11 protein-coding genes are annotated in these 13,166 nt (G+C 51.5%); 5 read left to right on the top strand and 6 right to left on the bottom strand.

Annotated elements, in window-relative coordinates:
• The first annotated feature begins 9 nt into the window (after positions 1–9).
• On the top strand, positions 10–1,389 hold the full coding sequence (locus tag ACR0NW_RS02620) for an aminotransferase (RefSeq protein ID WP_480449003.1): 1,380 nt from the start codon (positions 10–12) through the stop codon (positions 1,387–1,389).
• A 33-nt stretch (positions 1,390–1,422) separates the two neighbouring features.
• Here ACR0NW_RS02620 and ACR0NW_RS02625 read toward each other — a convergent pair whose 3' ends face one another.
• The gene (locus tag ACR0NW_RS02625; protein ID WP_480449001.1) at positions 1,423–2,202 is read right to left on the bottom strand and encodes a class I SAM-dependent methyltransferase; all 780 of its coding nucleotides are present in this window, start codon (positions 2,200–2,202) and stop codon (positions 1,423–1,425) included.
• Between the two features lie 187 nt (positions 2,203–2,389).
• On the opposite strand from ACR0NW_RS02625, the gene ACR0NW_RS02630 reads away from it, so the two are divergent.
• Complete coding sequence (locus ACR0NW_RS02630) at positions 2,390–4,849, top strand: GcvT family protein (RefSeq protein ID WP_480449000.1); 2,460 nt, start codon at positions 2,390–2,392, stop codon at positions 4,847–4,849.
• A gap of 25 nt (positions 4,850–4,874) precedes the next feature.
• On the opposite strand, the gene ACR0NW_RS02635 is transcribed toward ACR0NW_RS02630, so the two are convergent.
• The 5 genes from ACR0NW_RS02635 to ACR0NW_RS02655 all read right to left on the bottom strand — a co-directional run bounded on the left by ACR0NW_RS02635 (position 4,875) and on the right by ACR0NW_RS02655 (position 9,650).
• Complete coding sequence (locus ACR0NW_RS02635) at positions 4,875–5,507, bottom strand: TetR/AcrR family transcriptional regulator (protein WP_480448999.1); 633 nt, start codon at positions 5,505–5,507, stop codon at positions 4,875–4,877.
• A gap of 1 nt (position 5,508) precedes the next feature.
• Entirely contained in the window at positions 5,509–6,351 is an 843-nt protein-coding gene (locus ACR0NW_RS02640; RefSeq protein ID WP_170650620.1) for an ABC transporter permease subunit, read from the bottom strand.
• Entirely contained in the window at positions 6,352–7,260 is a 909-nt protein-coding gene (locus tag ACR0NW_RS02645; protein ID WP_480449599.1) for an ABC transporter permease subunit, read from the bottom strand.
• A gap of 50 nt (positions 7,261–7,310) precedes the next feature.
• Positions 7,311–8,453 (bottom strand): ABC transporter ATP-binding protein, encoded by a 1,143-nt coding sequence (locus tag ACR0NW_RS02650; RefSeq protein ID WP_480448998.1) that lies wholly within the window; start codon positions 8,451–8,453, stop codon positions 7,311–7,313.
• An 87-nt stretch (positions 8,454–8,540) separates the two neighbouring features.
• Positions 8,541–9,650, bottom strand: a complete 1,110-nt coding sequence (locus ACR0NW_RS02655; protein WP_170650623.1) for an extracellular solute-binding protein — start codon at positions 9,648–9,650, stop codon at positions 8,541–8,543.
• 475 nt (positions 9,651–10,125) lie between these two features.
• On the opposite strand from ACR0NW_RS02655, the gene ACR0NW_RS02660 reads away from it, so the two are divergent.
• The 3 genes from ACR0NW_RS02660 (at position 10,126) to ACR0NW_RS02670 (ending at position 12,984) form a co-directional block, all read left to right on the top strand.
• Positions 10,126–11,331: an aromatic ring-hydroxylating oxygenase subunit alpha gene (locus ACR0NW_RS02660; RefSeq protein WP_480448996.1), complete on the top strand. Its 1,206-nt coding sequence runs from the start codon at positions 10,126–10,128 to the stop codon at positions 11,329–11,331.
• Positions 11,328–11,591, top strand: a complete 264-nt coding sequence (locus ACR0NW_RS02665) for a hypothetical protein (protein ID WP_480448995.1) — start codon at positions 11,328–11,330, stop codon at positions 11,589–11,591. Before ACR0NW_RS02660 ends, ACR0NW_RS02665 begins: the two co-directional genes overlap by 4 nt.
• A 127-nt stretch (positions 11,592–11,718) precedes the next feature.
• Positions 11,719–12,984: a flavin monoamine oxidase family protein gene (locus ACR0NW_RS02670; protein ID WP_480448994.1), complete on the top strand. Its 1,266-nt coding sequence runs from the start codon at positions 11,719–11,721 to the stop codon at positions 12,982–12,984.
• Positions 12,985–13,166 lie beyond the last annotated feature (182 nt).

Raw genomic sequence — 13,166 nt, forward strand, 5'->3', positions numbered from 1 at the left:
GAAGCAGACGTGAATACCCTAGGCAATACACCAACCGACGGCGACCTTGTCGCTTGGGATCGCGACCATCACCTACATCCTTGGGCCGGAACCGACGGCTTTGGGTCCGACGAGTACATGCGGGTAAATACAGCGGATGGTATCTACCTTTGGGATGCTGCCGGGAAGCGCTATATCGATGGCCCCGGTGGTATGTGGTGCACACAGATCGGATACGGGCGTCAGGAGATGGCCGATACCATTTCCCAACAGGTTATGAAGATGCCTTACGCATCGCCATGGTCGTTTACGACTGAGCCCGCAGCCGTTTTGGCACGAATGATCGCAGAACGCACACCAGGCGATCTGAACACGGTGCACTTCACAACAGGTGGGTCAACGGCCGTTGATACCGCACTGCGAACCGCGCTTTTCATGAACAAACGGCTTGGCCGACCGGAAAAGAGAATCGTGATTGGCAGGGAAAAAGGCTACCACGGATCCACTTTTCTAGCCGCTACTGTCACTGGGAAAGAGCGTTTCGAAACAAGCTTTGAAAAAGCTCAGGATCTGGTGCGCTTCCTTCCCGACGTAAATCCTTACCACCGGCCCGAAGGGATGAGTGTTGATGCCTGGTGCGATGCCAAAGTTGCTGACCTTGAGAACCTGATTGCCGACATAGGCGCCGACCGTATTGCCGCTTTTATAGCTGAACCGATCCTGTGTTCCGGCGGTGTTATCGTTCCGCCTCCGGGTTACCACAAGCGTACGCTCGAAATTTGCCGGGCAAACGACATTTTGTACATTTCGGATGAAGTCGTAACCGGCTTTGGCAGGCTGGGCCAGTGGTTCGCCTCAGAAGACGTTTTTGGCATCGTCCCTGACATCATTACATGCGCAAAAGGTTTAACCTCTGGTTATCTGCCGCTAGGCGCCTGCGTAATCTCGGACGCTGTAATGAAACGAATTTCCGAAGCACCGGGCGATGATGTTTTCTATAATGGTTATACCTATTCAGGGCACCCGGTGAGTTGCGCGGCTGCTATCAAAAACATCGAAATCATGGAACGCGAGGATATTCTAGGACACGTTCAACGCGTCACACCCCACTTCCAGGAACGCTTACATCAAATCAAGGAAAAATTCCCAATAGTTGGGGATGTGCGCGGTGACGGGCTTCTTGGATGTATAGAATGCCGCCCTGGACTGAACGCCGAGAGCTACGAAGCGCATGTTAAGTTCGGGCAGAAACTGGACGATGCGTGCGAGGAGATGGGATTGCTATTGCGCCCATTTGGAAACATGGCCGTGTTCTCGCCCCCTCTGATCATAACTCCGTCGCAGATAGACGACATGTTCGACATTATGGAAGCCGGGATGGAGCGGGTCAGCAAGGATTACGGCGCATAACAGCTGCCGCGCTAAGACAAGTTACCAGTCAGTTCAGGCTGGTTTCCGACCACGGATGTGATGTGGGCAATGCTCTCCGGTTTTCAAAACCGGCTGCATGGCGTCCCAGATCTCGATTTGGTGTTCGATAAACTCCGCGCCATGCCGGGCTTCCCAGTCACCTCTGTTTGGCCCGGTCAATTCCTCAAGTTCCGCAGCAGAAACTTGGGCATACCATGGGTTACGGTTGACTAACTCCACGTCTTCAAAGCCAGCCAACTCCATAGCAGCTCGGTACTTAGAGGGCGACGCCATCTGAAACTCCAAGGCTTCCATCTTTACGTAGTGCACCATCTCAGGTGACATTTCCCCGTCATGATTGGTCAGCCAGTCAGAAGCAGCGAAATGACCACCTGGCTTGAGCACACGATAGGCTTCCGAAGCCATCGCAACTTTGTCGGGGATGTGGATGATCGAATCCTTTGAAAACACGACGTCAAAAGTACCATCTTCGAATGGCATTGGGCCCGGGGTGACCTCTAGGATTTCGACCTTTCCTTCCAGACCCGCCTGCCTAACCCGCTCTCTCGCAGCGGCACAGACTGGGGCCTCTACATCGATTCCCGTCACACTAGCGGCGCCGAATTCCTTTGCCATCAACACCGCGATAGCCCCAGATCCACAACCGATATCAAGGATATGCTTATCCTTCAGATCAACCCCTTCAACCACTCGAGCAACTTCTTCAGGGCCTCCCGGTGAAAGAAACCCTTCTCCCCAAAGCTCTTCCAGAAAGTTGATTGCCTGCCGGTCATAAAGGATTTCGTCTGACATAGGATTTCCCCGCATCTGATTGTCAGTCAATCACTGTAGTGAAGCCTTTTCTCCCTGTTCAGACAAGCTTTATTGCTAAATCGAAGGTCAGCGGCACGATCTAAATTGAATGATCATTCAGTCAATAGACATTAAGCGTGTTGAGTGATATTCGGGAAAACGAACGCCAAGAAAGGATTTTTCCGCTATGGACAACACCCTACCGACGCATGTCCAAACCGTGATTATTGGAGGGGGATCTATTGGCGCGAACACGGCCTACCACCTGACTAAGCTCGGCCATACCGATGTTGCGGTTCTGGAACAGGGGCAGTTAACATCAGGAACAACCTGGCATGCCGCAGGCCTGATTGTAGCCGGCCTTCTCAAGTCGGAAGCTGAGTGCGCCATCTACACGCACGGTCGAGACCTTTATGCGAACCTAGAGAAGGAAACCGGTATATCCACAGGTTTCCGCGATGTCGGGTATCTGCAAATTGCAACTAACGAAGAACGCCTGCACGAAATGCGCAGGATTGCAGCCTTCATGCGGCGTTTTGGAATAAACAACCACGAGGTCTCAGTAAAAGAAGCGCAGGATATGTTCCCTATTGGGGACCTATCAGACGTCGTTGGAGCCTTCCTGATTCCGGAGGACGGGCGGGCCAACCCGGTGGACGTGACAATGTCACTGACCAAGGGAGCCAAAAACAGAGGCGCGCGTTTCTTCGAAGGCGTGCGGGTCGAAGAGATTTTGGCCAGGAACGGCACTGCGACAGGAGTCCGAACCGCAAGTGGTTACACCATAACAGCCGAAAACGTTGTGATATGCGGTGGCATGTGGTCTCGCCAACTGGGCGCCAAACACGGTGTAAATCTCCCGCTTCAGGCGGCTGAACATTACTACCTGATAACGGAAAGTATCCCGGGCCTACCTCGCGATCTGCCGGTTCTGGAAGACCCTTCAACTTACACATATTACCGTGAGGAAGTCGGGGGGATGATGTTGGGGCTTTTTGAACCCGGCGCTGCGGCTTGGAAGCTCGATGGCATCCCGGATGAATGGCAATTTGGAGAGATCGAGCCAGACTGGGAACGTGTTGGGCCCGACCTGGAGAAGGCCTATTCGCGCGTACCTGACACCATGAACTACGGCGTCAAAAAACTATTTTGCGGACCGGAAAGCTTTACGCCTGATCTTGCGCCGCTTGTTGGCCCAACGCCAGAACTGCGCAATCTTTGGGTTGCTTGTGGGATGAACTCACTTGGCATCCTGAATGGCGCGGGCACAGGCATGGTTTTGGCCCATTGGATGGTGGATGGCCTGCCGCCAATCGATGTCACCGGCATAAACGTCAATCGCTTCTCACGTGAAATGGCGACACCGGCCTTTCGACGCGACAGGACACCTGAATTGCTGGGAAAACTCTTTGGCCAGCACTACCAAAATGAGAACTACAAGACGGCCAGGAATGTTAAGCGTTCAGTACTCTATGACCGTCTCAAACAGGCCGGGGCCTTTTTCGGCGAAGGAAATGGTTGGGAGCAACCTGATTGGTTTGCTCCGACGCCCGAACAGGCCAAGGTCGAGAAATACAGTTGGTATCGCCAAAATTGGTTTGAATGGCACGCCGAAGAACACAGGGCAGCACGCGAGGATGTCATCGTAATGGACATGACATCAATGGCTTGCTTCAGCGTCGAAGGCCCAGATGCATGCGCCCTCCTCTCTCGCCTTTCTTGCAATGAAGTCAATGTTGAGCCCGGTCGGGTCGTCTATACAGCCTGGGTAAATGAACGAGGTGGGTTTGAGGCTGACCTTACAGTTACCCGGCTATCCGATCAGAAATACTGGGTTATCGTGGGCGAAAACTCGGCGGGCCATACTGAGATGCGCATGCGACGGCACATTCTGGACGATGAGAACGTAGTTATCACAGATATCACCGCAGGACGCTGCCAGATCAACGTTCACGGCCCAAAGTCACGCGAACTATTGAGTAGAATATCCGGTGCTGATTTGTCGGACGAAGGCTTTCCCTTCATGACTGCGCGAGAAATCGACATCGGGTACGCCGTGGTAATGGCCTATCGCGTGACCTTTATCGGTGAACTCGGCTGGGAACTTCACGTACCTGCCACTCAGGCAGTGCAGACATATGATCTGATTATGGATGCAGGTCGTGATTTGGGCGTTCGCAATGCCGGGATGCAAACCCTTAATTCCCTGCGACTCGAGAAAGCCTATCGTGATTTCGGAATTGATGTGGACAACACAGACAACCCGTTTGAGGCCGGACTTGGCTTTGCCATCAAATTGGACAAACCCGGCGGATTCATCGGCAGGGAGGCACTAGCCGCGATCAAAGCAAAAGGCATGCCCAAGAACCGAATGTTGCAGTTCCTGCTAAAAGACCCAGAGCCTCTCATGTACGGCAACGAGATGATTTATCTAAACGGCAAGGAAGTCGGATATATTCAAGTTGGAGGATATGGGCACACTCTCGGCGCTGCGGTCGGTATTGGTTTTGCAGAGATTGACGAACCGCTAACTGCAGACGTAGTCGCAACGGGGCAATGGCAGATCGAAATTGCCGACGAGAAACACGATGCGACCGCCTCGTTAAAGCCGCTATATGACCCCGGCATGCAGAAGATAAAGTGCTGAAGCACTACTGTTCGATGCCTTTAGCTCAGACTGGAAAGTGTTTTGGGAAAAACCGCGACAGCGAAAGCATGCAAACATCCCTGAATTCCCGCCGATCAGCCACCTTGGGATACAACATCAAGCTGAGCCAAGCCCCATCAGACATCGCCTCTACAGCCCGGGCTGTTTTATCCGGGTCGAGGTCGTCGTAACCACCATCGGCGATCAATTCACCACACAATTGCAGAATTCTGTCGTATCTCTCATTGTCATATTTATTGTGTATTTTCAAATAATTAGGGCGGTACTTTGCTTGTCCCCAGAAGGCAAACCAGACAGCCAAGCGCTTGTGGGTGCAGATGTTTTTGTCAAAATCCGCTCCAATGATGGCAGCCAGCCTGTGCGCGGCTGTGGGTTCCGCAGCGTCGTAAGATTTTAGCCAATTCTCATAGTGTTCTTGTGCAAGGAAACCCAGCGCAGCGTCATACAGTGCTTCCTTGCTGTCGAAGTGATAATTCACAACGCCATGGGACAGATTGGCCGTTTCAGTCACGTGTTTTAGTGTTGTGTCAGAAAAACCGCGCTTTGCGATCGAGTCTATGGCCGCCATAATCAACTGCAAGCGACGAACTTCAGGAGGTTCGGTGCGTCGTTTTTTTTGAAGCTCATGCGTCTCCAAATTAACTCTCCTCTCGTTCAGCCATTTGCCTGTCCAGCAAATCCGCCCTTTGTTGCCGGAACATAACGATAGCGGCGATAGCGACACAAATGGCGATCACAAGGATCATGATGGTCGCCAGCGCATTAATATCCGGCCTGAGGCCTAGTCGAATGCGCGAAAAGATCAAAATTGGCAAGGTATTTGCACCTGGTCCAGTAACAAAACTTGCTATGACCAGATCATCGAGAGACAGGGTAAACGCCAATAGCCATCCTGAAATTAGGGCTGGTGTCAGCTGCGGGATTGTGATGGCAGTCAGGACTTTGAAAGGTTTTGCACCAAGATCGGCAGCCGCTTCTTCTAAAGTTTGCCCCACCCCGGTCAATCGCGCCTGAATTGTTACCGCAACATAGGCCATGGAAAAGGTAATATGCGCGATCGTAATCGTCGCAAAACCGCGCTCCGCCGGCCAACCTATCAGCTGGTTCAGTGAAATAAAGAAAACCAACAAGGACAATCCGGTTATCACTTCGGGCATCACCAAAGGCGCGACCAACATGCCACCAAACAAAGTACGCCCCTTGAACCGGCCAAATCGCACCATGGCCAGCCCTGCCAAGGTGCCGAGCGCTGTCGCAAAGGTCGCGTTCACAACCGCAATCTGAAGACTGAGCGAGACAGCACTCCAGACTTCGGCAGATTGAAAAAGCTCCTTGTACCAGCGCAAAGACCATCCGCCCCAAACGGGAACAAGCTTGGAGTAGTTGAATGAGTAAATGACCAACAGGATCATCGGGATGTAAAAGAATGCCAATCCCACGGTCAGCATGATGGTCAAAAAGCGGGAGCGTTTGGCGTACATTTATTGCTCCTCAGATGCTTTGCCTTGGTAGTGCTGGAACACCATGATGGGCAGCACCAGAATAAACAGCAGAACAATCGCCACCGCCGCGGCAACAGGCCAGTCACTGTTTCTAGAGAATTCGTTGTAGAGAACCCGTCCTATCATCTGCACGTTTCCGCCCCCTAACAGATCGGGGATAACGTATTCCCCGGTTGCAGGGATGAAGACCAACAGCGAACCGGCAACGATACCCGGCATCGTCAGCGGCAACGTTACTTTGAAGAATGTGTTCGTTGGCCGGGATCCAAGGTCTGCAGCAGCTTCGTTCAGGCTGTTGTCCAACTTCTCCATATTCGCGTAGAGCGGCAAGATCATGAACGGCATATAGGTATAGACGATCCCGATATAGACGGCGAATTCCGTGTATAGCATGCGGATCGGCTCGTCGATTATACCCAGCGCTATCAGAAGATTGTTGATCGTGCCCTGATCCGCAAGCAACCCCATCCACGAATAGACCCGCAACAAGAAGGACGTCCAAAACGGAAGAATTATCGCAAACAACAATAGTGGCTTTGCGACAGGCCCCGATCGCACGATTGCATAGGCGATTGGGTAGCCAAACAAGAGACAGAAGAACGTGGAAGTCACTGATATTTTTAGTGAATTAACGTAGGTGTCGAAGTAAAGGCTGTCTTCCCAGATATAGATGAAATTGTCGAACACCAGACGGATCGTTACGATCCCGCTGTCCGTCCACTCAATCAAACTGGTGAACGGGGGACTTGCGATGGCAAGTTCGGCCAAACTTATTTTGGCGACAATAAAGAACGGCGCCAGAAAGAAAACAAGCAGCCAGAAGAACGGTATGACGGTAACGATCTGGCGCCATCTGTTTTGTATGCGCCGCATTACCAGACGGAACATTGGCTGCCGTTCAACCGGAAGCGATTCAGGTATATCCTCCGTGAAATCAGTCATGAATGGAGCAACATGGCGCTGGACGGATCCCAGCTGATATTCACCTTGTCTTCCCAGGTAATTCGCTGCGTTTCGTGTGTCGGCCTCGATTGGTTGGGCATGGTGACGTCAAAGATCTCCCCATTGGGAAGCCTTACTTTATAGATCGAGGTCTCACCCAAGTATCCAACGTCGTCGATTACAGCCGAGGTTTGATTGCTGCCCGCAACAGCTTCATCCGATTTCTCAAGGCGAATTTTCTCAGGCCTCAACGCAACCCAAATCTTGCTGCCAACCTTTACCGAATGACCGTGATCAATGAAAACTTCACAGAATTCAGTCTCAACCCGAACATGGTCCGCCCCATCCTCGGTTACCCTGCCCTCAAAAATATTTGCGGATCCGATAAAATCGGCGACAAAGCGGGACTCAGGGAACTCGTAGATCTCTGTCGGCGTTCCAATCTGTTTGAAACGACCAGCGTCCATGACCGCCATTCGCGAAGACAATGTCATCGCTTCCTCTTGATCGTGGGTCACTACAATAAAAGTGACACCGACCTTGTCCTGAATGTTGGCAAGCTCAAACTGTGTTTGCTTACGCAGTTTCTTGTCTAGCGCAGCCAATGGTTCATCCAAGAGCAGAAGCTTGGGACGTTTAACCAAGGCCCTTGCCAACGCAACGCGCTGACGTTGTCCTCCAGACAACTGCTTGGGTTTTCTCTTTTTGAAACCTTCTAACTCTACGAGCTTAAGGATGTCGTGAACCCTGTCCGCTATGTCGAACTTGGGGACATGGTCCTGTTCCAACCCGAAAGCCACGTTTTTTTCGACGGTCATATGCGGGAACAACGCATAGCTTTGGAACATCATGTTGGTTGGACGTTCGTATGCCGGCACATCGGCCATATCAACACCGTCGATCGTAATTGTGCCCGCATTCAAATCCTCAAACCCTGCAAGCATTCTAAGCAGTGTCGACTTTCCGCATCCTGATCCTCCCAGAAGGCAGAATAACTCTCCCTTATAGATATCCAGATCGACGTTATCGACGGCAGTCACTTCACCGTATTTCTTGGTTACACCTTTGATTTGAACCAAAGGTTGTTGCTCTTTTTGCTCGAGCCAAGGTGCTGGACTGACAGTTGTGGTAACAGTCAATTTGGGCCTCGCAGTCTGCCAGTATGGGTTGGAAGATGCAGCAGCGATCCGACGGGATTCGCTGCTGCACCTGCCACAGTGAGTGGATTAATTTCCGGCCTTGAAGTCAGTCCAGGTACGCGTCTGCAAACGCTCGACCTTGGGAGGAAGAACCGCAGTTGTGTACATCTTGGCAACCTGATCTGATGTTGGAAACGCAGCCGGGCTGGAGGTGACAGCCTCATCAATCATTGGCTTGGCCGTCAGATTGGCAGTCGCGTACCAGGTAAAGTTGCTATCATTGGCCCCAACCTCTGGTCGCATCATGTAGTTCAAGAAAAGATGAGCATCTTCTTTGTTGGCCGCGTCTTCCGGGATCAGCCAACCATCTATCCACAGTTGCGCTGTGCGATCACCTTCGGGCAAGAAGAAGTCTAACACGACACCAGTATCGGCCTCAGCTGCGCCAGACATCGCAAGAAGACCATCCGGCCCCCAAGTGGTTGAGACACAGAACTCTTTCTGAGGCATCCTTTGATATGCGTAGTTATCGAAGGTTTTGATGTACGGCCGAATTTCAGCCAGCATCGCTCCGACCTTCTCGTAGTCTTCCGCATTCGTGGAATTCGGATCCAACCCCATATGCGCTAAAGCCATCGGTATAATGTCGCCCGGAGAATCCAAGAATGAAACGCCGCACTTGGACAGTTCTTTCATGTGCACAGGATCAAACACCATATCCATCGACCCGATGGGGGCGTCGGGATAAGTCTCTTTCACAAGTTCTTCGTTATATGTGACCCCGTGTGTTCCCCACATATACGGAATGAAGTGCTGGTTGCCTGGATCCCACTCACTAGCCAGCTGTTCCATAATGGCCGGATCAATGTGTTTAATGTTATCCAGCTTCGACATATCGAGCGGGGCAACAATTCCTGCCTTAATCAACCTCGCCGTATCACTGCCAGCATGGCTAACCACGTCATATCCGCTGTTTCCTGCCAGCAGCTTGGCATCAATTGCTTCGGCAGAGTCGTACGGATCATAAATAACCTTGATACCGTATTCTTTTTCGAAGTTCTCGATAGTGTCTTCAGCGATGTACTCTCCCCAATTCGTAACCTTCAACACACGTTCTTGCGCGTATACCGATCCCGAAATTGTAGTGGCCGTTACTGCTAAAACTGTAATCCCGGCAACTTTCCTGATTGAGTTCATAATTTCGCTTCCTCTCCCTGAGTGGTGGCAGCAGCAGTTTCGCTTGCTTTGTCTGATTAGTCTTTATTTCGAATGATCGCGCCCTGTGTTGCGGGCGCGATCATTTTGCACCCCATCCCTCCCCAATCACCTTGCTTTATCTGACTGGCCATTCAGAACGGTAGTCTGATGAAATCTCTACTGTCAAGCTCAGCCGATCTAATTTTGATCAAATTCTCATAAACCATTTAATTTGCGCAAAACTTATACATAAGTAGTGAAAATTGCTGGTCCAAAAAGACCCACAAGAACTGTCACACATCCTCTTCTGAATGACCATTCAGTCAGAAACTGTTGACGTGCAATAAAAATTGGGCGACACCTACAATCACTCGATGGACGGCCGATCCAGTGGAACAACCAAGATTGTATCCTTGGATTCGCCTACCCAGCTGAAACACTGACTGACCAAGTCAAAATTATGCGGATTGTTCTGATGCGTGACGAAGCCAGAAACACCGAAGTTCCCGCAAATTGGGACCGACGCGGGCTGCCTGGGTGGTGCTATCATAGCGCTGCTCTGCTTGAACTTGAGAAAAGTGAACTCTTCAAAACTCACTGGCAAATAGCCTGCCACATTTCGGATATTCCAGAACCCGGAAGCTTTCTGTGTTTCGACATGTGCGGTGAACGTGCTTTGATCTTGAAAGCTAACAATTCAGACATCCGAGCGTTTCTAAACGTTTGTCGTCATCGCGGCTCTCGGCTCGTCTCCAAAGAACAAGGAAAATGCGCAAACGCTCTGGTCTGCCCATTTCACGGCTGGGTTTACAATCTTGATGGAACGCTGCGTGGCGCCGCTCGCCCAGAGTCCTTCCCCGATCTAGACAAGCACGAGTTTGGCCTGAAAGAAATCGAAATGGAAATCTGGCAAGGTTTCGTCTTTGTCCGTTTCAAACCCGGCCCCCAGCCATCGGTAGCGGAACTACTGGCACCGATTGAACAGGAAATCTCTGCCTACAAAATGGCTGAACATGTTCCGACGGACGGAATCTGGACTGAGGAGACCCCGGTAAACTGGAAATCGATCCGAGATGTCGACAACGAAGGGTATCACGTCCCGCTCGCGCACCCTGCCCTTCAGGATTTATATGGCTCGACCTATTCAGACGAACCTTATGTCGATGGCGTCTCACGTTCTGATGGAAAATTCACTCCGACGAAGGGCCGTAGGTGGGCAGTTCGCAACTACAAGAAACTCACGAAGCCACAGCCTCACTTGCCTGAGCACTTGCACAAAACTTGGCTCTACTACGGTATTTTCCCAAATGCAGTAATAGCTGTCACACCTGAGACAACCCTGTTTTATCAAGAATTTCCCGTCACAACAGAAAAGTCCATTCTTCGAAGCGCAACATACCGAAACCCGAGCGAAGACCGCCAACAAAGAGCAGCGCGGTACCTTGCCGCCAGGATTGATCGAGAAACAGTGGAAGAAGATATTCAGCTGACGATCTGGTCCAACGAAGCAATGGCTTCAGAGGCTTTCGAAGGCTTCTATCTTTCTGATCTGGAGTATGGCGTGCGATCTCATCACGACCATTTGAGGAAAATACTGCCTATATATAACTCTGAAGTAGCGCCCGGAGACGATGAAGTCGCCTCGTTGAATGATGCGATGTCTGCTGAGCCGAAATCGTGACTAAAGGTATTTTCAAAACGTCGGAAGCAGAAACTCAAAAGCAGTTCCTGACAACGACCATCGGAAAGCCTGGCTCTGGCGCCACAAGATATGCTGCAGCGATGTATTTTTTTAAGAACGGCAAGCTTTCTGCTGAAATGCTGGAAATATACAGAAGTTGCAGCAAGTTTGATGCGGAAGACCCGCTCGATCTGGCTAGATACGAGGGCATTTCACTTCCAGAATTGGTTTGCGATCTAAGCTTAAGCACCGACGCATGACTGCTTCCGCGCAAATGATGAAATCCTTGGACAATGCAGATCCTTATAAATTCTCACGATGCTGAGAAAGCAAAAGCCTACTCCGGAAATTGCCTCTCAGGTCACTCTAAGTGTTGGAGCGAAAACATTGAAAGTTCATGACTTTGACGTCGTTGTCGTTGGCGCCGGGGCGGCAGGAATTGCAGCTACTCGTGCTCTCAAATCGGCGGGACTCTCAGTTGTCTGCGTCGAGGCATCCAACCGCGTCGGAGGGCGCACACACACGGATACGGAAATCTTTGGTGTCCCGTTCGACATGGGTGCGCATTGGATGCACACCGAACATGTAAACGCTCTTAAAGCCCCGGGTCTCGCACTTGGTCTTGATCTCTATGCGGCCCCGGACAACGTGACGACATATGGCTTGGAGGATGATGCCGCTCTTTGGGACGAGGTCGATGAAATTCATAACGCGATAAATGAGGCGGCACGCATCGATGCAGAAATTGAGTCAAGCACCGGAATTCCAACGGATCGGTCCCTGGCTGATATTTGGGAAAACAAGGGAACTTGGTCTTTTACGGCAGCAATGACATTTGCCTTGTCGATTGCCAGAGACTTGCCGGACACTTCGCTACGAGACATCAGTGCCTGGGAAGGCGGTGACGACTGGTTTTGCCGTGAAGGCTTTGGACATCTCATTGCACTTACTGCGCAGGGTCTGCCAATCAAACTGGGCACCCCAGTCACAGAAATAAAATCTCTCGCGGATGGCGTACAAATTGCTACGGCTACGGGCAACATCAAAGCTCGTACCGTAGTCGTAACAGCTTCCGTCGGGGTCTTGGCCGAAGACATCATTCGCTTTGATCCCCCGCTCGAATCCGAGCGGCGAGCAGCGCTCGAGCTTATAACAATGGGCGACTACAATCACGCGGGGCTCCTTTTCCGACCCAACGCGTTGCCAGTGCAACCCGATACTTGGCTGACATATCACTTAGAACCCGACGCGTCGGGCGTGGCCCGTGGTGGCGGTTTCCTATGCAACATCTCAAACACCGGTCTAACCAGCTTTGAAAGCTCTGGAAGCTTTTCCAGAGACTTGCAGAACGCAGGGCCTGAAAGTGCCATAGAGCACGCGCTCGATACTCTGGTTGGCTTCTTTGGTACGTCTATCAGAAAGGACTTCATCAAGGGGCACGCGACCGCCTGGCGGGATGAACCATATGTGCGCGGTTCTTACGCTGGAGCTAAGCCAGGAGGCCACAACCAACGCGCTGTCTTACGCCAGCCTCATGCTGAGTGGGTGCACTTCGCCGGTGAAGCGACGCATCCTAACCAACAATGCTCGGTCAGTGGAGCCCACCTGGAAGGATTAAGGGTCGCTGAAGATGTACTGGCGCAATTACGCTGAACACCTGGCAATCAATTTGTTCCAGCAAGTGGAATATTCTTAGGATATCGAACAAACCTTTCGAGAAAGGTCGCTAAGCTAGACTTCGCATTTGCGTATTCAGCGGCCAATTCAGATCAAGTTATCCAGTCAGCCGCCCGAACTCACACTCAAGCGTCTGGTCAGCGCTACCCACCCACTTG

Source organism: Ruegeria sp. CF5 (assembly GCF_056537325.1).